The 20,422-nt window shown below is 64.3% G+C and carries 20 protein-coding genes and 1 pseudogene; 11 read left to right on the plus strand and 10 right to left on the minus strand.

The genetic code is table 11. From position 1 onward, the window contains the following. The first annotated feature begins 46 nt into the window (after positions 1–46). The 5 genes from PVZ80_RS07480 to PVZ80_RS07500 all read left to right on the plus strand — a co-directional run bounded on the left by PVZ80_RS07480 (position 47) and on the right by PVZ80_RS07500 (position 4,463). Positions 47–349 carry a MazG-like family protein gene (locus tag PVZ80_RS07480; protein ID WP_009041990.1) on the plus strand — a complete coding sequence of 101 codons (303 nt, stop codon included), beginning with the start codon at positions 47–49 and terminating at the stop codon, positions 347–349. Then, positions 349–1,098: a methyltransferase gene (locus tag PVZ80_RS07485; RefSeq protein ID WP_273863613.1), complete on the plus strand. Its 750-nt coding sequence runs from the start codon at positions 349–351 to the stop codon at positions 1,096–1,098. Before PVZ80_RS07480 ends, PVZ80_RS07485 begins: the two co-directional genes overlap by 1 nt. A 12-nt stretch (positions 1,099–1,110) precedes the next feature. After that, positions 1,111–1,722 carry a DUF4136 domain-containing protein gene (locus PVZ80_RS07490; protein WP_009046784.1) on the plus strand — a complete coding sequence of 204 codons (612 nt, stop codon included), beginning with the start codon at positions 1,111–1,113 and terminating at the stop codon, positions 1,720–1,722. 124 nt (positions 1,723–1,846) lie between these two features. After that, positions 1,847–2,404 (plus strand): DUF4136 domain-containing protein, encoded by a 558-nt coding sequence (locus PVZ80_RS07495; protein WP_009046785.1) that lies wholly within the window; start codon positions 1,847–1,849, stop codon positions 2,402–2,404. Between the two features lie 133 nt (positions 2,405–2,537). Beyond that, positions 2,538–4,463 carry a TadG family pilus assembly protein gene (locus PVZ80_RS07500; RefSeq protein WP_273863614.1) on the plus strand — a complete coding sequence of 642 codons (1,926 nt, stop codon included), beginning with the start codon at positions 2,538–2,540 and terminating at the stop codon, positions 4,461–4,463. Here the strand turns inward: PVZ80_RS07500 and PVZ80_RS07505 are convergent. Next, complete coding sequence (locus tag PVZ80_RS07505) at positions 4,448–7,216, minus strand: PAS domain-containing sensor histidine kinase (protein ID WP_273863615.1); 2,769 nt, start codon at positions 7,214–7,216, stop codon at positions 4,448–4,450. The two genes, PVZ80_RS07500 and PVZ80_RS07505, sit on opposite strands and share 16 nt — an antisense overlap. Then, a complete protein-coding gene (locus tag PVZ80_RS07510) occupies positions 7,213–7,659 on the minus strand; it encodes a TadE/TadG family type IV pilus assembly protein (protein WP_009046788.1) in 447 nt (148 codons plus the stop codon). The genes PVZ80_RS07505 and PVZ80_RS07510 overlap by 4 nt, the downstream gene beginning before the upstream one ends. Before the next feature lie 75 nt (positions 7,660–7,734). Between PVZ80_RS07510 and PVZ80_RS07515 the strand changes: the two genes are divergently transcribed. Continuing rightward, entirely contained in the window at positions 7,735–8,205 is a 471-nt protein-coding gene (locus tag PVZ80_RS07515; protein WP_273863616.1) for a prepilin peptidase, read from the plus strand. Between the two features lie 124 nt (positions 8,206–8,329). Then, on the plus strand, positions 8,330–9,121 hold the full coding sequence (locus PVZ80_RS07520) for a response regulator transcription factor (protein ID WP_009046790.1): 792 nt from the start codon (positions 8,330–8,332) through the stop codon (positions 9,119–9,121). A gap of 98 nt (positions 9,122–9,219) precedes the next feature. Here the strand turns inward: PVZ80_RS07520 and PVZ80_RS07525 are convergent, their stop codons facing one another. From PVZ80_RS07525 to cpaB, 6 genes are read right to left on the minus strand one after another with little or no spacing between them, the layout of a single operon-like run. Next, entirely contained in the window at positions 9,220–10,107 is an 888-nt protein-coding gene (locus PVZ80_RS07525; protein ID WP_053268129.1) for a type II secretion system F family protein, read from the minus strand. A gap of 1 nt (position 10,108) precedes the next feature. Further along, the gene (locus PVZ80_RS07530; RefSeq protein WP_273828972.1) at positions 10,109–10,993 is read right to left on the minus strand and encodes a type II secretion system F family protein; all 885 of its coding nucleotides are present in this window, start codon (positions 10,991–10,993) and stop codon (positions 10,109–10,111) included. A gap of 18 nt (positions 10,994–11,011) precedes the next feature. After that, positions 11,012–12,286 carry a CpaF family protein gene (locus PVZ80_RS07535; RefSeq protein ID WP_009046793.1) on the minus strand — a complete coding sequence of 425 codons (1,275 nt, stop codon included), beginning with the start codon at positions 12,284–12,286 and terminating at the stop codon, positions 11,012–11,014. Beyond that, positions 12,283–13,473 (minus strand): AAA family ATPase, encoded by a 1,191-nt coding sequence (locus PVZ80_RS07540; RefSeq protein WP_124298429.1) that lies wholly within the window; start codon positions 13,471–13,473, stop codon positions 12,283–12,285. Before PVZ80_RS07540 ends, PVZ80_RS07535 begins: the two co-directional genes overlap by 4 nt. Continuing rightward, entirely contained in the window at positions 13,470–13,637 is a 168-nt protein-coding gene (locus tag PVZ80_RS07545) for a hypothetical protein (protein WP_273863617.1), read from the minus strand. The genes PVZ80_RS07540 and PVZ80_RS07545 overlap by 4 nt, the downstream gene beginning before the upstream one ends. A 20-nt stretch (positions 13,638–13,657) precedes the next feature. Beyond that, entirely contained in the window at positions 13,658–14,596 is a 939-nt protein-coding gene (gene cpaB, locus PVZ80_RS07550; protein WP_081362783.1) for a Flp pilus assembly protein CpaB, read from the minus strand. Between the two features lie 323 nt (positions 14,597–14,919). Here cpaB and PVZ80_RS07555 point away from each other — a divergent pair, with 323 nt between their 5' ends. From PVZ80_RS07555 to PVZ80_RS07565, 3 genes and pseudogenes are all read left to right on the plus strand, one after another. Beyond that, the gene (locus PVZ80_RS07555; protein ID WP_273863618.1) at positions 14,920–15,159 is read left to right on the plus strand and encodes a Flp family type IVb pilin; all 240 of its coding nucleotides are present in this window, start codon (positions 14,920–14,922) and stop codon (positions 15,157–15,159) included. A gap of 72 nt (positions 15,160–15,231) precedes the next feature. Further along, positions 15,232–15,645, plus strand: a complete 414-nt coding sequence (locus tag PVZ80_RS07560) for a response regulator (protein WP_028681576.1) — start codon at positions 15,232–15,234, stop codon at positions 15,643–15,645. Between the two features lie 6 nt (positions 15,646–15,651). After that, positions 15,652–16,032, plus strand: a pseudogene (locus PVZ80_RS07565) (autotransporter outer membrane beta-barrel domain-containing protein); the annotation flags it as partial. Between the two features lie 63 nt (positions 16,033–16,095). On the opposite strand, the gene PVZ80_RS07570 reads toward PVZ80_RS07565, so the two are convergent. After that, on the minus strand, positions 16,096–17,766 hold the full coding sequence (locus tag PVZ80_RS07570) for a ShlB/FhaC/HecB family hemolysin secretion/activation protein (protein ID WP_257375043.1): 1,671 nt from the start codon (positions 17,764–17,766) through the stop codon (positions 16,096–16,098). A gap of 198 nt (positions 17,767–17,964) precedes the next feature. Next, positions 17,965–19,599, minus strand: a complete 1,635-nt coding sequence (locus PVZ80_RS07575) for a collagen-like triple helix repeat-containing protein (protein WP_273863619.1) — start codon at positions 19,597–19,599, stop codon at positions 17,965–17,967. Positions 19,600–19,972: 373 nt separating this feature from the next. On the opposite strand from PVZ80_RS07575, the gene PVZ80_RS07580 reads away from it, so the two are divergent. Beyond that, positions 19,973–20,422: a DMT family transporter gene (locus tag PVZ80_RS07580; protein ID WP_016703794.1), complete on the plus strand. Its 450-nt coding sequence runs from the start codon at positions 19,973–19,975 to the stop codon at positions 20,420–20,422.

The following is a 20,422-nucleotide window of genomic DNA, read 5'->3' on the forward strand; positions in this document are numbered from 1 at the left end:
CTTCACTCGCCATCCCCCCGAAGCTATACGCCTTCAGGAGACCCCGATGAACCTAGACGAACTGACCCAACGCCTGCACGCCATTCGCGACCGCAATGACTGGCGGCAATTTCACAGCCCGAAGAACCTCGCCATGGCCGCCAGCGTGGAGATGGCCGAGCTGGTGGAAATCTTCCAGTGGCTGAGCGAAGACCAGTCGCGGCAACTGCCGGCCGACAAGCTGGCCCACGCCGGCCAGGAAGTCGGTGACATCGTGCTGTACCTGTTGCTGCTGTGCAGCGAGCTGGGCCTGGACCTGGAGCAGGTGGTGCGCAGCAAGCTGGCCGACAGCGAACGGCGGTTCAGCTGATGAGCGACCGTCATTTCGACCAGCTGGCGACCCGTTTCGCCCAAAAGATCTACGGCGGCGTCAAGGGCGCGATCCGCCTGGCGGTGCTCCAGGCGGACCTGGCCGAAGCCTTGCCGGACCGGCCGCTGCGGGTGCTGGATATCGGCGCCGGGCTGGGGCACATGTCGTTGTGGCTGGCCCAGCGTGGCCATCAGGTGACCCTGGCCGAGCCGGCCGAACCGATGCTCGAAGGCGCCCGCCAGCGCTTCGCCGAGGCCGGCCAGCAGGCGACCTTTATCCAGGCGCCCTGGCAGGACCTGCTGGGCCAGCTCACCGAACCCTACGACCTGGTGCTGTGCCATGCGGTGCTGGAATGGCTGGCCGAGCCCCACGCGATCCTGCCGGTGCTGCATCAACTGACCACTCAGGACGGCTGGCTGTCGCTGGCCTTCTACAACCGCGATGCGCTGATCTATCGCAACCTGCTCAAGGGCCACTTTCGCAAGATGCGCAAGAACGACATGGCCGGCGAGAAGCAGAGCCTGACCCCGCAACAGCCCCTCGATCCACGGGAGCTGGCGGCGCAACTCGACGGCTTGTGGCGGGTCGAAACCCAGAGCGGGGTACGGGTTTTCCACGACTACATGCCGGTGGAATTCCAGGCCCGCGCCGAGTTGCTGGATCTGTTGGAAATGGAATTGGCCTATCGTCGTCACCCAAGCTTTGCCGGGCTTGGGCGTTACCTGCACTGGATTTGCCGTCCGGTCTGAGCGGAGCCCGAAATGAAACGCCACGCTGGTTTGCTTGTGATGTCCCTGGGGCTGGCGGCCTGCCAGAGCCCCAATCCCTATGTCGCCAGTTCCAATCCGTTGCCGCCGGCGCCCCCGCAGGCGGCCGGCACCTTCGACCGCAGCGCCTATCCGGCGCCCCAGCGCGACTATGGCCGCTATCGCAGCTGGGCCTGGCGCGACGGGCGCCTGCCCAACGGCTCGGCCTGGGCCGATTCGGCGCAGGTCGCCGAGGCGGTCAGCAATGCCCTCGACCAGCGCGGCCTGCGCCCGCTGCACGACAACCGCCCGGCGGACCTGTGGGTCAGCGCCGACCTGCACCTGGAAAAGCGCCTGCGCCAGGTGCAGGACGACTACGGCTACGGTTACGGAGGTTATGGCTACAACCGCTACGGCCCCGGCTACGGCATGTACAACACAGTGCCGGTGGTGCGTACCTACGAGGTGGAAGTCGTGGTGGTGCGGGTCAACCTGTTCGACGGCGGCAGTGGCCAGCCGGTGTGGAGCGCCAGCGCGGAAACCTCGAGCCAGGGCAGCCTGAGCGAGCGCGCCGATGCGTTGCGCGAGGCTGTGGAAAAGGCCATGGCGGCGTATCCTCCTAGTTAGGCTCCGTACGAAGCTGCACGCTGGGCTGGGTTGAGAACAGGCTTGCTCTGACCTTCGCTCGCCGACTTTCGTACGGACCCTAGCGACATCCCTTCAGGTGCATTTGCTCTTCTGGAGACACATCATGTTCCGCCCTCTTGCTTCACTGGCCCTGGCCGCGCTGCTCAGCGCCTGCGCCGCCAACCAGGTCAACCATGACTTCGATGCCAGTCGCGACTTCGCTGCCTATCGCAGCTGGAGCTTCAAGGAACCCGCCCTGCAATACCGCCCCGACGATCCGCGGATCAAGAGCGACCTGACCGAACAGCGCATCCGCCAGGCGGTCAGCGACCAACTGGACCAGCGCGGCCTGCGCCCGGCCGCGGCGGGCAAAAAGGCTGATCTCAACGTCCAGACTTACCTGATCGTCGAGAACCGCCAGCAGCAGGTCACCACCAATTACGGCGGCGGCTGGGGTGGCCCGTGGAACGGCTACTGGGGCGCGCCGATGTACAACGAAACCCGCAACATCACCTACAAGGTCGCCACCATCCAGATCGACCTGCTCGATGGCAAGGACGGCAAGCTGGTGTGGCGCGGCAGCGACGAGCAGATACTCAGCAGCACGCCGAACCCCGCCGATCGCAGCACGGCGATCAGGGAGACCGTCGGCCGGATCCTGGCGAACTATCCGCCCAGGTAAGTTGCGGCATTCCTCCGCGGCCACTTCCCAAACACAGCGCTGGCAGGTCGCCAGCGTTGTGTTGCAGCCTTGACTACACTCCTTTCACCCAGCGGAGGTTGCGCCCGGCGGTGCGCCGGCAAAGGAGTGCTTCATGTTTCCCCGCACGCAGTTTTCCGGACCGGCTCGGCAGCGTGGCGCTATTGGTCTGATAGGGGCGTTGGCGTTGGGCACGGCGGTGTTGTGCACGCTGGTGGTGGTCGACAGCGGGCGCCTGTACCTGGATCAGCGCGAGTTGCAGCGAGTGGCCGATAACGCCGCCTTGGAGGCGGTGGCGCGGGGCGGTAATTGCCAGGCCGGACTCAGCGCGGCGGCATTCGCCAGAGAAAGCGCGACGCGCAACGGCTTTGCGGTGGGAGACGACAGGCCGCTGATAGCCACCTGCGGCTCGCTGCAGACCGGTGCCGACAACCTGCGCACCTTCAGCCCCAATGCCAGCCAGGCCAGCGCCATCCGGGTGGTGGTCAGTGAGAGGGTGCCCACCAGCATTGCCCTCGGTGTAACCAATCTGTTTTCCGACAATCCCGTTAGCGCCACGACTTCATTGAGTGCCACGGCGGTGGCGGCTCAGCCCAAGCCGCCGCTGGCGCAATTGACGATTCGCAGCACGCTGGTCGATCTCAACCTGTTGAACGGGGCCCTCGGTGGCCTGGCGGGTAGCGCGATCAATGTCAGCCTGCTCGGTTGGCAAGGCCTGGTCGATACCGACATCAGCCTGCTGAGTTACCTGAATCAGCTGGCCATCGACCTGAATGTGAGCGCCGGAAACTACAGTGAGCTGCTCGACGTCGATACCGACATTACCCAACTGCTCCAGACCGCCATCAGCGTGGCCGAGAGAAATGGCGCCACCCTCGAGGTGCTGACAGCCCTGGGCAGCATCAAGGCCGCTGCGATCAATACGGTCCCGGTGAAGCTGGGTGACCTGTTGAAGTTGCAGACCGGCACCGCGGACGCCGGGCTGGATGCCAACGTCCAGCTGCTGAGCCTGGTCGAGGCATTCCTGCAACTGGCCAGCAGCCAGAGCGCCGCGGCCGTCGAGCTGCCGGTGAGTGTGTTGGGGCTGGCGGGCGTCACCACCCGGGTCAAGATTGTGTCACCTCCCGAGTTCGCCATCGGCAACCCGGAACTGGCCGCCGCCGACCCGCTGGGGCCCAATCGCATCTATGTGCGTACCGCCCAGGTACGGGCGTTGCTAACGGTGGATCTCTCGCTGATCAATAACGTGCTGCAGGCGGTGAATGCTGTGCTGGCGCCGTTGGTGGGTACGCTCAATACAGCTCTCAGCCTCAATCTCAGCTGTGTGCTCGGCGTCTCCTGCGTAAAGACCGACCTGCTGATCCTGCCGGACGGCGCGAACCTGGATATCAGCCTTGAAGTGGCGGCTGGCGACAGTCATGTCACTGGCTATACCTGCGCCAGCGACAGCGACAACAGTCTTTCCGTCGACACCACCACCGCCGCGGTCAAGCTCAAGGTCGGTCGGGTGGACGCCAGCAACTGGGCGTCTTCGACCGCTCAGGTCAGCGTGAGCCCGTTGCCGCTGGTGGATATCGGCGCGAGGACCTGCCAGGGGCTGTCTGGTCCTTGCGGGGCACGTACCTCGTTTGCCGGCGGCGGCAGCGAGGTGATGATCGACACCTCGATCGCCGGCACCCACGAGCCGAATTTCACCTTCGTCAATCCACCGAAAATGAAGCAGGAGCTGGCGGACGACGATTGGCACAGCGTGACTGCGGCGAATGTGGTCAGCAGCCTGCGCGAGTCGCTGACCGGCATCTCGCTGATTCAGCATCCACCCACCATCGGCAGCCTGCTCGGGGTGGTGCTCAATACCCTGTTGTCAGCGTTGAACGGCGTGGTCAGCCTGCTGGCCACGGCGATCGGCTCCTTGCTCGGCCCGTTGCTGGACCCGCTGCTGAACAATGTCCTGGCGGTATTGGGCATCGATCTGGGCCGGGTCGACGTGGGCGCCAACCTCAGTTGCGGCCAGGCCGGCCGGGCTTACCTGGTGCTCTGATCGCTCTGTACCAGCGGCAGTTCGATGCAGAAACAGGCGCCTGCGTCGGTGTTGCTGACGCTCAGGCGCCCGCCCATGTTCTCGACTATGCCGTAGCTCACCGAGAGCCCGAGCCCGGTGCCCACGCCGACCGGCTTGGTGGTAAAGAAGGGTTCGAAGATGCGCCCCAGCAGGCGTGGGTCGATGCCGCCGGCATTGTCTTCGACCAGCAGCCGCACCCGCTGCGGGTCATGCTCGGCGCGTATCGCGATCCACGGCCGCAGGTCCGGATCCTGCTCGCGCCGGCTGAGCAGCGCATCCCGGGCATTGACCAGCAGGTTGATCAAGACTTGCTCAAGCTGATCGACGTGGCCGCGGACCTGCACCTTGAAGTCGATTGGCGCGATACGCAATTCCACGCCCTTGCCGCGCATGCCGTCGGCCAGCAGCGACAGGCAGCCTTCCACGGCCTGGGCCGGGTCGAAAGGTTGTTGCTCGATCTCCGAGCTGCGGCCAAACACCCGCATATGGTCCACCACCCGGCCGGCCCGCTGGACCTGGGCATCAATGCGCTTGAGCTTGTCCTGCAGGTAGTCGAGTTGCACGTCGCCGTTGTTCAGGCGCTTGAGCACGTTGACGATGGCCATGCGCATGACATTCAGCGGCTGGTTGATTTCATGGGCCAGCCCGGTGGCCATTTCACCCAGAGTGGCCATCTTCGCGCTTTGCATCAGTTGCAGCTGGGAGCGACGGACTTCGGTATTGTCGCGGCCGACGGCCTGGATCTCCCGCAGGCGCCCTTGCGCGTCGAATACCCCGCGGTCGGACCAGACCCACCAGGCGTGTTCGCGCCCCGGCAGTTGCAGGTTGATTTCCGCGGTGCTGACCGGAAATTCCGGGGTCAGCTGGCGGATGCGTTGCACGAAGGCGGCGTGTTGTTCGGCGGACAGCCAGTCACCCAGGTTGGCCCCGGCCAGTTGTTCGGGCGGGCATTCCAGGTAGGTCGCCAGGGGCCGGTTGCCGAAGGTCAGGGTCAGGTCGGGCAGGTAGCGGCAGATCATCGCCGGGGAGTCTTCCACCAGGATCCGATAGCGCTCCTCGCTGAGTCGGATCTGCTCGGCGGCCAGGGTGGCGTCGGTGACGTCCAGCCACAGGCCGACGGCCTCGACCGGCATGCCCAGGTCGTCGCGCAGCAGCCTGGCCTCGTCGAGCACCCAGTGGTACTCGCCACGGCTGTCGAGCAGGCGGTAGCGGCTGCGCACCGCGCCTTCGCGCAGCAGTTGCCGGTTGCGCTCGAAGTAGCGGTCGCGGTCGTCGGCATGCACCCGTTCCGCCAGGGCGCCGTCGTTGCAGTCGTTCAGGCTCCAGCCGAGCAGCGGTTGCAGGCTGTCGCTGAAAAATGTCGGCTGCAGCGCGCCCTCGACATAGCGCTGGACATAGATCACTGCCGGCGAATGGGCGATCAGGTTGTCCAGCCGGGCGTGTGCCGCGGCTGCCTGCTGTTCCTGGTTCTTGATGTCGCTGATGTCCAGCATGAAGCCGACAAAACGCTGGTTCTGGCCAATGCCCAGGGCTTGCCCCTGCAGGCGGTACCAGATGGCCGGCAACTGCGGGTCGGCCCGTTGCAAGCGTACGCAGAGCAGCAGGGGTTTACCCTGTCGCAACTCCTGCAGGCGGCTGCTCAGCTCCTGGCGATCGGCGGGGTGGATGAGGGCCAGCCAGGCCTGCAGCGACAGGCGCCGGGTCTGGGGTTCCAGTAGCAGGTTGAGGGCCAGCTGCGGTGCCAGCTGGATCTCGTTGTTTTGCGGGAACAGCTCCCACCAACCGGTGCCGAGCAAACCTTGCAGGGCCTCCAGGCGCTCCAGCTGGTGATGGTGCTGTTGTTCGCGCAAGCGTCCGAGCAGGGGCCCGGCCAGGGCGGCGCTCAATTGCAGCCAGTCCCGTTCGCTCAATTGCGGTGCCAGCTGGCGCGCCGGGTAGAAGCCGCAGAGCAGCCAGGCCGCGACGCCATGATCGTCGCGAAAGGGCACGACAAAGCCCTCGCTGTTGCCGAACGCACGTTGCAGGCGCGGATGGTCGCCGAGGCCTTGAGTGAAGGTCAGCGACTGCGGGGCATTGCCGTTCAGGCTGTCCAGCCCGGTACCCAGGACCTGGCCCTTGTGCCACAGCTGCGGTGCCTCGGCGGCCTGATACAGGCCATGGATGTACCAACCCTGTTCCTGGTCGTCGAGCAGCGCCAGGGCGAGGCAGGGGATATGCCAGTGCTGGGCCACGGCATGGAGTTGCTCATGCAGCACCTCGGGCAGGCGGAAGAGGCTGCACAAGCGCAGTTGCTCGCTGATCTGCGCCGCGAACTGCTGGCAGTCCTGGCGTTGCTGCGCCTGCTGGCGCTCCAGCAGCAGGTCGCCGATATCCAGCAGGTGCAGGAGCCAGCCTTGGGTGGACGGTTGCACCCAGCCGCGCAGGTGCAGGGTTTGCCCGCCAGCACCATGGAAGTCCAGGTCGAGCACGTGTCCCTGCCAGTCGCCAGGAGTGCCTTCGACGCTCAGCGCGCTGTGCGCCAGCAGGTAATCCAGCAGCGACGCCGGTCCCTCGGCGGCCGGCGGCTGGGCCAGGGCGTGGCGCAGCGGGCCGGTCATTTGCAGCACCTGGGCGTTGTGGTCCAGATGCACCAGCAGGCCGACCCCAGGCGTGGCCAGGGGCGGTGCGGGAGGAAGCGCCTGGGGCGTGGTGCGGCCGAGAAAACGCCCGAGGAGTTTGTCGCCCGAGCTCAAAATTGCAGACTCGACTGAGCGCTGAGGTTCGCCGGCAGGGCGGGCACGCTGCCCATGCCCGGCAGCACCAGGAAGGGGATGACCTGCCTGAGCTTGTCGGTGGAGTAGTGGACCCGCACCGTGAGCAGGCCGCCGGCGTAAGTCACGGTGGCATCGCTGGCGCTGTTGGCGTCGAAGTCGAAGGCCTCTGGAATCCAGGTCAGTTGCTCGCGCAAGGTGGTCTTCGCGCGTGCTATCAGGGCGGCGTCATAACCGGGCATGGTCGGGTCCAGGGCGACGCTGCGCCGCACCGCTTCGGCAGTCGCCTTGTTGAAGGACTGCACCATCAACAGCGGCACGCTGTAGCTGACCAGGCCATAAAACACGGCGAAAAAAATGATGAAGACCATGGCGAACTCGATGGCCACGGCACCTTTTTGTTTTCCCGGCAGGTTCACTTTCACGGCGGCGTCTACCCTGACTGCTAGTGGGTCATGTCAGCATAGGATCATTCAGCCAGAAGGGATGTTTTTTAACCGATGCAGAACTGGATTCTCTTGGCTTGGCTGGGGCTGTGTGCGGTGCAGGATATCCGCCAGCGTCATCTCGCCAACGGCTTGACCCTGGGGGTCGCGCTGCTGGCGCTGGGTTACTTGCTGTGGGCCGGCAACACCTGGCTGGGAGCCGATGCGGTGGACGGAGGCAAGGCGCTGTTGCTGGCGTTGCTGCTGACCGTGCCGGGCTATGTGCTGGGACGGATGGGCGGCGGTGACGTGAAGCTCCTGGCGGCCCTGGGGCTGGCGTCCGATCCCTTGCACCTGCTGGGTACCTTCATCGGTGCCGCGCTGGCCAGCGGCCTGTGGTGGCTGCTCGCGCCCCGGCTGTTGCCCGCTGCCGACCAACCGCTGGCGAGGTCGTTGCGCCACCTCGATCCGCGGCAGGGGCAAAAGTACGCCTTTGCCCCTTTTGTCCTTGTCGGCATGACCCTGACCCTGCTGTGGATCCGCTAGTCGTCATGCCATCTATCTCTATGTACATAGTCGGAAAGTAGTCTACGTTTATCCTGTACCTGCCCGAAGTGGACGCGGCAGGGCAGGAGCATTCGTCTTGGGCTTGCCAGGCATGGAGTTGCGCGTGAACAAGCTTATATCCGGCATCAAAGTACTCGTGGTCGACGACCAGTCGCTGATAGTCGAAGAGCTTTGCGAGTTTCTTGAAGGCAGCGGTTATCGCTGTGTCCCTTGTGAGTCCAGCCGTCAGGCGATCCAGCAGTTCAATGAAGATGCCGAAATCGGCCTGGTGCTGTGCGACCTGCACATGCCCGATCTCGATGGCATCCAGTTGGTGCAGGAACTGCAGCGCATCGCCGGCAAGCATCGGGTCTTCGAAGCCATCATGCTCACCGGCCAGGCCGACAAGCAGGATGTGATCAAGGCCTTGCGCGCCGGCATCGCCGATTACTACCAGAAACCCATCGACCTCGATGAACTGCTGGCCGGCCTGCAACGCCAGGAAGCGACCTTGCAGGAGCGGCAGAAAAACCTGCAGCTGGGGCATCTGAACCAGAAGCTGCAGTTCCTTTCCGAATCCATCGACGATCTTTACCAGGACCTGGACAAAGTGCGTCGCGCGCCACTCGCACCACCGACGACGCAGGCGTCGGACCAGGGCGGCGGCGAGGTGGAGCAGGTCGAAATTCCGGCGATCTTCAGCCAGCTGTCGCCCCGGCAACTGGATGTGGCCCGCCTGGTGGGCAAGGGGCAGACCAACTACCAGATCGCCTGTGAACTGGGGATCACGGAAAATACTGTGAAGCTCTATGTGTCCCAGGTACTGCGCCTGACCCATATGCACAACCGTACCCAATTGGCGTTGGCGTTGGCACCCAGCAACTCGGGGTTGCGCCAGCGCGTGACCGCGCACTAATCCCTCCCAACACGCAGCAAACCCCGGCAGCCCCGAGGGTTTGTTGCGTCCTGCATACCGGCTTTTGCCATTCAGTGTGAGCCGCTGCTTCCTTCTATCTATTGGGCGAAAGCCCGGGCAATGGCGCTGACGCCAGGTCCGGCCAGGACGATCAGTAACGCCGGGAAGAGAAACAGCATCATCACCACGGACATTTTCGCCGACATCTTCGAGATGTATTCCTGCAGGCGCGTCAGGCGCCGGTCATCGAGCAGCAGCTTGAGCGACTGCAACGACTTCATCGCCCCACCGCCCTGGTGGATCAGTTGTTGAAGGATCACGCAGGTGTCGGTGAACTCATCGACGGCCAGCAGTCGTGCGGACTTGTTCAGTTCTTCCCCCAGTTCCAGGCCGGAATCCACCCGGGCCAGCACCAGGCGCAACTCCTGGGTCAGGGCCGGCAGCAGTTTCTGCGCGTCCTTGCTCAACACCCGCAGGGCCTGTTCCACCGCCATGCCCGATTCGAACAGGATGCGCAGCAGGGGAATGAAGGTGGAGATATCGACCGCCAGTTGTTTCTGCCGCCTGCTGGCGGCCATGGCCAGCAGACGCTTGGGCAACAGGTAGCCGAGGCTCAGGGCGAACACCGGGGCGACCCAGTGGTTTTTCGCCGCCGGGAAAAACACTCCCTGGATCACCAGGGTCAGGCCCAGGGCGAGAATCGGTACGCCGATCTGGCAGGCGGCGAACAGCGAGCGTTGCCGCGCGCTGCGCCAGCCCAGGCGGTTGAGCAGCAACTGGGTTTCGTTGTCGAGCCTGACCGCATGCTGGCCGATCTTGCTGTCGCCCAGCACATGCAGCCAGTTGCCGAGTGGGTTGTCGCGCGCCAGGTGTCCCAGCAGGCGTTCGGTCACCTGGCGCGTGCGCCGGCGCTGCTCCAGCCAGCTGCTCAGCATCAGCAGCATGGCGGCGAGAAACAGCAGCGCACTGATCAGCAAGGCCGTCATGTCAAACACTCCGCAGCATGCGCCAGAGCAGCGCGCAACCGACGACCTGCAACCCGAAGGCGGCCAGCAGCATCATCTGGCCGCCACTCTGGTTCCACATGCTCATCAGGTAGGTCGGGTTGGCTATCAGGAAATAGCCGGCCAGTGACACCGGCAGGGCCGCGAGGACCATCGCCGTGATACGGGTTTCGCCGGTCATGGCGCGCAGTTGCCGGGCGGCCTGGTCGCGCTCGCGGATCAGCTTGATCAGGTTTTCCAGCAGCTCGCTGGCATTGCCGCCATAGCGGTGGTTGACCTTGAGCCCGAGGGCGAACAGGCGCAGTTCATCGCGCTCGTACAGTTCGGCGAAGTCGGCCACCGCATCCGGCAGGTTGACCCCCAGCAACACGTTGCGCTGGACCCGGCCCATGGCGTGCTGCAACGGATTGTCGGCGGCCGCGATGCCGCCCAGCACCGCGTCGGCCAGGGTGCGTCCCGACTTGAGGCTGCGCACGGCATGGTCGAGCAATGGCGGCAGTTGTTCGATCATGCGCTTGAGGCGCCGCCGGTACAGCCAGCTGATGTACAGGCGCAGCAACAGGGGCGGCGTGACGAGCAGGGCGAGCAACCCCGGCCACTTGCCCAGCCCATACCCGAGCATGCAGCCCGCGGCCCAGACCGCCAGCCATAGCCCCAGGCGCTCGGTGGGACGACCGAGGCCGGCGCGCAGAAAGGCCCTTTCAAGCCGGTTCCAGGAGGTCTTTTCCACGCTCGGTTGCGGTTGCCCCTGGGCCAGGCGGTCGAGCACCCGGGCGGTGCGGGCCTGGCGCAGGCCGCTGTAGAACATCCAGCCCGACAGCCCCAGCAGGGTCAGGCACAGGAGGGCAAGCAGCACGGGACCCAGCATGCGGTGGCGCTCCCTGGCTCAGTTGATGGGCAAGTCGGCGTCGCGTCGCAGCTTGTCGCCAGCGGGGTTGGCCGCTTCGCGCAGAAAGCCGAAACCGCTACGTCGGTTCAGACGGAACAGGGTGTTGGTGACGTAGATGTTCTCGCGCACGCCGACCACTTCCACCACCTCGCTGACGCAGCGCCGGCCATCGGGCAGGCGCGTCAGTTGAATCACCACGTCCAGGGCCGCGCAGATCATCTGCCGCAGGGTGCGTTCGGCCACCTGGCGCCCGGTCAGGCCCACCAGGGTTTCCAGGCGCAGCAGGGCATCCTGGGCATTGTTGGCGTGCACGGTGCTCATGGAACCGTCGTGGCCGGTGTTCATCGCCGTCAGCACATCGAGCACTTCGACGCCACGGATCTCGCCGAGGATGATCCGGTCCGGGCGCATGCGCAGGGCGTTGCGGATCAGGTCGCTGGCCTTGACCTCGCCGTGCCCTTCGGCGTTCGGCGGCCGGGTTTCCAGGCGCACCACATGGGGATGGCCCAGTTGCAGTTCGGCCACGTCCTCGATGGTCACCAGGCGTTCGTGAGGGTTGATCAACTGGCTGAGGATATTCAGCAGGGTGGTCTTGCCGGTGCCGGTGCCGCCGCTGATCAGGATGTTGCAACGCTTGCCCACGGCCTCCTGGACGAATTCGAAGATGGCCTGGTCGATGGTCTGCATGGCCATCAGGTCGCTGCTCTTGAGCATGTCCTTGCGGAATTTGCGGATCGACAGGCAAGGGCCGTCGAGGGCGATCGGCGGGATGATGGCGTTGACCCGGCTGCCGTCGGGCAGCCGGGCATCGACCATGGGCGAGGACTCGTCGAGGCGCCGGCCCAGGGGCGCGAGGATGCGTTGCATGACCCGCTCCACATGGTGCGCGTCGATGAAGCGCAGGTCGCTCTGGTGCAGCACGCCATCGCGCTCGACGAACACCCGGTGCGGGCCGTTGACCAGGATCTCGGTCACCGCCGGATCGCGCAGCAACACTTCCAGCGGGCCGAAACCGGTGAGTTCGTCCACCAGTTCTTCGGCCAGGCGCTCCATTTCATAGCGGGAAATCGCCAGGTGCAGGCGGGAGATGTACTCGGCCACCTTGTCGGTAATGAAGCGCGCCAGTGCCTGGCGCGAACCTTCCAGCAGGTTTTTTCCCGACTCCTCGATGGCGTCGATGACGTAGCGATGCAGCACCAGCTTCAGGCCTTCATGATCGGTGTTGCCGATGGGGCTGTGGGGCTGGGCGCCAAAAAGTTTTTCTGTGCTCATCGACTTCCCCTGAGGCGCTCGAACCAGCCGGGCCTTGCCGTGGGCAGCCCTTGGGAGCGCCTGGCCAGGCGCTCGCCGAGGGTCTTCAGGGCTTGGGTCAGGCCTTCGCGAGGGGCCAGTTCGAACAGGGTGACGCCCTGGTTTTTCGCGTTGAGTCGCACCTCGGGGCTGTAGGCCAGGACCGCGATCACTTCCAGGGCAAAGCTCTTGCCCAGGGTTTCCGCATCCGGCGCGACCCCGCGCAGGTAACGGTCGACCAGCAGGCGCGCGTGTTCCAGCTTCATGCCTTTTTCGCGCCAGAGGTTGAGCACCGCGAGGTTGCGGCGGCAGTCGAGCACGCTCTGGTCGGTGTACCAGAGCAACTTGTCGCAATGGCCGACGAAGGTGCGCAGGGCTTCGCTGTCCGGTTGCCCGGTGAGGTTCACCACGATGTGCTGGAAGTGCTGGCGCAGGGCGCTGAGCAGCATGTACAGCTCGGCGGCGCTGGTGCGCTCCAGTGGCTCGTCATGGCCGGCATAGGCCAGGATCCGCAGCCCGGCTTCGGTGCTGGTGAAGGCACTGTCGATCAGGGTCGCATCCAGGCGCCGCAGGTGGCGCAAGGCATCGCCGAAGTGGAACGAACTTTCCAGCCCCAGCAGCGCCAGGCTGTCGCCGCGCGGCAGGCCGAGGTCGAGCAACAGGGTCTGCTGGCCGCTCTTCTGCACCACCAGCGCCAGATGGCTGGCGAGCAGGGCGCCATCGGCATCGCTCTGGGTGCCGTAGAGCACGGTCAGGCCGCCGAGCTGGGTGCTCGGCGTGACCTGGGGCAGGCGTTTGCTCAGGCGCCGTACCAGGCCGGCCACCTCGCTGGAGCGCGAGCCGTAGGCCACGAAGTCGCGGGCCCCGGCGCGCATGGCGTTGAGTACCAGTTGGTTGTCCATGCCGTCGCCCAGGGCGACGATGGCCAGCATCGGCTTGGCCTCCAGCGCGCCCTCGATCAGCGCCGCCTGGGTGACCACATGCTCGCGATCGAGGCCGACGAAGACCAGGCTGGCGCACGTCACATCCACCAGCGCCAGCAACTCGTCGAGGCTGCCGTTGCCTGCGCTGACCACCTGCCCGAGTGGCGCCAGGGCGCCTTGCAGCCATTCCAGGTCGGTGCCATTGCGGGTGATCGCGAGGAAGGTCTGGCTCAGGTTCTGACTCATTGCGATAGCCCACTGCGTTGATTGAAGTTGCGGTTTTCCAGGGAATACGGCGAGTACCCGTTCGGATCGTGGTTGTGCAGCGGTACGCCGACCTCGACAGGCACACCGTTCGACATCAGAGCCCGGATCAGGCCTTTGCACAGGGGCTGGGAATCATTGGACATGAAGAAGTGTCCTTGCATGATCAGGGTGTTTGTTGGCTCGCTTCGATGCCGCGTATGACTTCTATCTGGGCGCGACGCGCTACGGCGTCGAAGGTTCTGGCGGTGGAGGGAGAGGGGGAGGACAGGGCCAGCTGGTTGAACTGGACCAGGGACCTGTCGACGTTTTGCAGATGCTTCGACGCGCTTTTTTCGCCCGCCCAGTAATGCGCCAGGCGTTTCTCGTCGGCGCTGCGTACCGCCAGGCGCAGCACGCCGGCTTGGGCCGCAAGCATCAAGCGGCTCAGCAAGGGTTCCGGGACGGCCAGCAACACGCTGCGCGCGTTCAGGCGACGCTGATCCTGCTTGAGTTTTTCCTCGGCACTGGCGGGCGGCGAGCCCGGCTTGCCATCGTTGGTCAGGCCCAATTGCTCGCCGATGCCAAGTACCCGCAGGGCCGGCACCACGACCTGGGCCGAGGGCAGCAGGTTGTTGCTGTCCTGGCGCAGGAACAGCAGCACATCGACGTAGTCGCCAGGGCTCAGTTGCCCGCTGGCGCCGATGACTTCGTCTACCGCGACCGCCAGGGCGCGCTCATCGGGACGGATCATGCGGGCCACGCTGCCACCGGCTTCGAAGCTTTCCTCGCTCAGCCAGGTCCCCGCCGACAGCGCCCGCCATGGGGTGCGTCCGATGACCTGGTCGAGACTTTTGAGGCTGCCGGCGGGGGCGGTACGCAGCCGCTCCAGCGTGACATCGCCGGCCTTGATGGGAACGAACGGAGGGATGTCGCGGACCAGCACCGCGACGGGCTGGCGGGTCGCATCTTCGGCGGAAGCGGTGACGGTTTGCACGGTGGTGGGGGAAGGCTGCGCTACAGGTTCCGCTGCGGGCCGACGACTCAATGCCACCCCCCAGTAACCGGCAATGAGGGCCCCCACCAGAAACACCCCAGCCAACCCCATAGTGATACGACTGTTCATGACGGCTCTCCCTTTCCCGCTGCATCACCGACTCGCAAATTCCAACGAGCCAATTTCGCAATCAGGCAGCTATGAACATGCAACTATTTCGCTATTTGAAGGTAGAACAGCTGCAACAAAACGCCATTACTGTTGAGAAAATAACTTGGCTCATCCGCGCTCTGTCCGGTGTCGCGTTTTTTTTGACGCCAAGGGAACGAACTAATACTTAATGATTAATCAGTTCTTACAGTTGTTGGCTGGAAGTTTGTTGACAATGCTGTGCTGGCACAGGGGAATCATGTTGCAACGCTGCAACACTCGGTGCATTGAGGAGAAACCAGATGTTCTTCATTCTCGCTACCCAATGGATCACCCTTCTGGCCTCTCGGCTCCTGCGGTTCCTCAAGAACAACGAGGGAGCGTCAGGGATCGAATACGCACTTATCGCCGGCATGGTGGCCGTGGCCATCTCGGCATTTGTACCTGGCATATCGGAGGCTATCACCGGCACCTTCACGACTCTGCAAGCGGCGCTGGAGGGCGACCCTGCCGCTGCCCCTGCTGCTCCTAGTGGTGGCTAGTAAAACCAGTCCTCAAGGCTTTATCGAGGCGTCGCTACCCTCAGTACGCAAGTCACTTTCCAGGTATTGCCCATGAGCTCCTCTTCGTTTCCACGCCAGCAGCTTCTTCTCGTGGACGATGAAGAGGACGCGCTGCTCGAGCTCGCCGAGTTGCTGGAAGGTGAAGGCTTCTGCTGTTTCACCGCGACCTCGGTTAAGCTCGCCCTGGCCCATCTCACTCAACACCCCGACATCGCGCTGGTCATCACCGACCTGCGCATGCCGGAGGAGAGTGGCCTGTCGCTGATCCGGCGACTGCGCGATCACACCTCCCGCCAGCACCTGCCGGTGATCGTCACCTCGGGTCATGCCGACATGGACGACGTCAGCGACCTGTTGCGCCTGCAAGTGCTGGACCTGTTCCGCAAACCCATCTACCACGTGCGCCTGCTGGAGACCCTGAATACGCTGTTCCCGCAGCCGCACATTCATCTGGTCAATCCCTGAACCTGCGTGATGATCGATTCGTACCGGGAAAAAGGCAGCTCGGTGGAATTGAATGTCGCCAGCCAGCGTTACGAAGTGGGCGAGCTGGGCATCGGCGCGCGCCTGGCCGCCGCGTTCGATCTAGGCCAGGACAGCCTGGAGCCGGAAGCCAGGGTCATGGCCTGGCACGACTTCATCGCTGACAAGGCCAACACCACCTCGACCTTTGTCCTGGGGGGCACGCCATTCACCACCAGCGGTGCCTCGCCGGTACGCGACAGTTATGAAACGAGCCTGGGCGCGACCTATCGCGTCGGTGCCTGGAGCCTGGGCGGTTCGTACAACTACCTGACCAAGACCGACTTCTCTGCCGACACCTTCACCGCCAAGGTGCGCTACGACTTCTGATGCTCGCCTGAACAAAACGACCCGCCTTCGAGCGGGTCGTGTTCGTTTGGCTTGAGGGGCTTTTTACAACTGGTAGCTGAAACTCAGGGTGTAGCGCGGGCGGCGGTTGTGGGTGTCCAGCGCTTCATCGGACATCGGCTTGGCCGCTTCGAGGGAGATGTTGTAGTACTTGGCGTCGCCAAAGCGCAGGCCGACGGCGGCCGATGACAGGTTGTTGCCCTTGACCGGCAGTTCGTTGAACCAGGTGCGCGAGCGATCCAGCACCACGTATGGCTGGAGGATTCGCAGCCAGCGGTCTTCGCGATTGAAGCTGTAGTTCACCTCGTAGGCCGCGCCCCAGCCCTTGTCGCCGGACGCCTGGTCGTCGGGGTAACCGCGGCCGAAGTTCTGCCCGCCGAACACCGCGCGCTCGCTGTCGGGCAGGTTGTCGCGGCTCCAGTACAGGGCCGCCGACAGCACCCCTTGCCAGTTGTCGAAGAACTTGTCGCTCTGCACGCCGGACAGGCGCACGCGGAAGAAGTCCAGGTCATACAGGTCGTCGTTGGTCTTCGCGCCCAGGGCGTCCAGCCCCTGGTACACCCCGGCACTGAGAATCCGCAGTTGGCGTGCGTTGGCCTTGCGCCAGTCACCCTCGAAGGCCAGGGCGCGAACGTTGGTTTTCAGTTCGACGCTCTGCGGATAACCCACCACTTGATAGCGGGTCTTGTCGTTGACCGCGTACAGGCGCGAACCCAGGATCAGCAGTTCGTTGGGCGATGCGATGACCGGGTGGCTCAAGCCTATGGAGTAGCGATCGTTTTCCCGATGGGGCTTGAGTTCGAGGCCATTGTCGAGCTGCACATTGGTCCCCGGGTCGGCGCGGTAGCGCGTGCCGTACAGGCTCAGCTGGGTGCCTTCGTCATTGAGAAACTGGTTGTAGTCCAGGCGGTAGTAATGCTCGTGATCGTCCCCCGGCGGGAACAGGCCGCTGAGGGTTACCTGCTCGCCCATGGCGGTCTGCGAGTTGCTGCTGACCGCCAGCAGGGCTTGCAGGCCATTGCGGTTGTCGTCGGTGGTGCTGAGGCTGCTGGTGAAGGGTTTGCGGCTGGCCTGGGCAATCAGGTAGGCCGCGCCGTCGGTGGTGCCCGGTGGCGGCACCTGGGCTTGCAGGGTAACCCCGGGAATACGGCTCATCAGGGTGGTGTAGTGCTCGAAGGTCTTGCGGGTCAGCGGCCGTTCAGCCTTGAGTTTTGCCACCAGTTTGTCGAGGTAGGCCGAGACCGGGCCGATATCGCCCTGCAGTTGATAGTCCTTGATGTAGCCCTCCACCAGGACCACGCGCACGGTGCCCTGGTCGAAGTTCTGTTGCGGCAGGAACGCGTAGGACAACAGGTAGCCGTCCTGCTGGTAGCGGCGGGTGATTTCCCGGGTGGCTTCGATCAGTTGCGCCAGGGTGCTTTCATGGCCGATCAGCGGCTTGTAGATCTCCGCCAGCTCGTTCAGCGGATAGAGGGTGCCGCCTTCGATCTGCACGGTGCTGACGTTGACGGTGGTGCCCATCATCAGGGGCTGGGCTTGGGGTTCCGTGGGTGGCGCCAGCTTGGGCGCCGGGGTCGTGGGGCGATAGGCGTCGGCCGGCAGGTTGGGCACCGGCAGGTTGCGGATGGTTTCGTTGCTATTGAGAAAGCTGGGAAGGTTTTCGGCGTGGACGTATGAGCAAAGCGAGACTAACAGCAAGGGAGCCAAAGCGCGCATAGGACACTCCATGGTCAAGTCGCAGCAACGCGAGAGGTACTTCAGTCGGCGGCGCTTGTCAGGGTCTTGGCCTTGATCAAGTACTGCAACCGTCATGCTCCAGACAAGAAAAAGACGAGAGACTCAATCGAATCCCTCGTCTCCAACCAAGCGTAGGCGCTGTAGGTAGGGCCGTCGAATCGGCCAGGTGCAAAACGCTTATCGGCTGCCGCCCAGGGTTCCGGTCAAGCCACCGAGCACACCGCCCAGCACGCCGGTGGTGCCCGTGGTCCCGCTGCCGCTGGTGGTGCCGCCGTTGACCAGGGTGCCGACCGTGGCGACGGTAGCGCCGACGGTGTTGACGGTCTGGCCGACGGTGCTCACCACAGGGTTGGGGGCGCTGGCGGTGATGCTGGTGCCTACCGTGCTGACGGCGCCGCCTACCTGGGTGAGCAGACCGGCGACGGGGGTGCCCACTCCGGTTGTGGCGCCGACTTGTTGGGTCAGGCTGGTGACGGTAGTGGTGACCGGGTTCAACGCTGCACCGACCGTGGCGCCGACACCGGCCAGTGGCGCAGTGGCGCCGACATTGGCGACACCGGTGCCGCCCAGGGCGCCACCCACCGAGGCCACCACGTTGCCGACCGAGGCACCGCTGACACCCGCGGCACTGACCAGGGTGTTGGTGTTGCCCGCATTCAAGCCGTTACCCAGGTTGACCACCGCACCGCCGACGGTTTCCAGCAGGCCTGCGCCGCCGATGCCGCCACCTGTGCCCGAGCCGCTGGTGGTAGCCAGGCCGCCGGCCGTGGTGGCGGTGGTACCGATGTTGTTCAGGGTGCCACCGAGGGTATTGGTCAGCGGGTTGCCGCCGCCGGTGGTGGTGATTTTGTTACCCAGGCTGTCGACCACGCTGCCGACCCGGCTGACCAGCCCGTCGACCGGGGTACCCAGGCCGGTCGCGCTGCCCACCTTGCCGGTCAGGCCTTCTGTCAGGGTGACGACCGGTACCAGCAGGTTGTTGCCCACCTTGTCTGTCACTGTCCCCAGGGGGCCGCCACTGGTCACGGTGGTGAGGGTGTCGCCGAGCATGCTGACCTTGCTGCCGACGCCGTCGAGTACCGGCGCCACCCGGGTGACCACGCCGCCCACCAGGGGAATGCTGCTGGTGCTGGTTGCCAGTTTGCCGCTGATGTCCGAGACGCCATCGCCGACGTCCGACACCACGTTGCCGACTATGGCCGTGGTCTTGCTCAAGGCCTGTGGATCGCTGCCCAGTTGGCCGAGGCCATTGGTCAGGCCATCGCCTACGGTGTCGACCACATTGCCGGAGGTGTTCACCGCGCTTTGCAGGACCCCACCGACTACCGGAAGTGGAGCCAGCGCGCTGCTGAGGGTGCTGACACCGTCGCCGACGCCGCTGATGGTGGTGCCGAGGTCGGACACCAGGGTCGAAGTGACCAACGGGGTGGTGGTGGGTGTCGTCGGATCGGTCGGATTCGTCGGGTTGGTCGGATTGGTGCCGCCGCCGCCACCGGTGCCGCCACCTGTGCCTCCGGTCCCGCCAGTGCCGCCTGTCCCTGCGGTGCCGCCGCCGGTCCCACCTGTGCCATCAGTACCACCGTCGATTCCGCCGGTCCCGCCTGTGCCTGCGGTGCCTCCACCGGTTCCGCCTGCGCCACCCGAACCGTCGCCGGAGCCGCCGGAACCACTGTCGGTACCTGCCGCGCTGTCAGGCGAGGAGCTGCCGGAGCTGCTCTTGTGGCCGCCACCGCCGCTGCTGCAGCCGGTCAGGCCGAGGGCCAGGATCAGGGCCAGTGCTGTGCTTGTTTTCAACCAGACTTGAGTTTTCATGAGTGAGATTCCTTGCACCTGTTACAACGTTTTGTTGTTTTCGATAACTCCCCAGTTCTGTTGCTGGAGATGTTTTCGTCCGTTGTCGCTATAAAAGGTCCAAGGGCTTTTTTTCACCATTCTCAACTTGGTATTAATAACTTATATATCGGCTGTTTTTGCTCCTGCGGAGGGACTAATACCAAAGGTGTGGCGAGCGGAAATGTTTTTAATAAAACATTATTAATCAGTATCTTGTGTTTTTTATTTGCGAAGTTTCAGAGCGCTAGAACGAAAGTTATATATATACAATTAATTGTCTGTCGGCGCCGTCACGGATTTGGCGTCAACTTGCCTTATAATCCGCAGCCTGGATTTTATTTGGAGAAACTTTATGCCTGCCCCTGTCTGGTGGCTGCTGTGCCTGCCGGTGATTGCCGGTGCTTTCCTACCCCTGCAAGCGGGAATCAACGGTCAATTGGCCAAGCAGGTTTCCAGCGTGCTGGCGGCGGCGCTGATCTCGTTTTTTGTCGGTACTGTGGCCTTGCTGGTCCTGGCCATGGCCCAGCGCGAAGTGCCCGGTCTGAGTGCCTTGAAAAGCCTGACCTGGTGGCACTGGTGCGGCGGTCTGCTGGGGGCGTTTTTCATTGCCACCGCGGCTTTCGCCGGCCCGCGGATCGGCGCCATGCTGTTCATGGCCCTGGTGCTCGCCGGGCAGTTGGGCATGGCCCTGGCGCTGGACCATTTCGGCTGGGCGGGTTTTCGCGAGGCGCCCATCAGCCTCGGCAAGATTGCCGGGCTGGTGCTGATCCTGGCGGGGGTGTTCCTGATTCGTCGCGGTTGA

The sequence above is a fragment of the Pseudomonas sp. B3G-3 genome (assembly GCF_028640915.1).
In the GTDB taxonomy this organism is placed as follows: domain Bacteria; phylum Pseudomonadota; class Gammaproteobacteria; order Pseudomonadales; family Pseudomonadaceae; genus Aquipseudomonas; species Aquipseudomonas chlororaphis_I.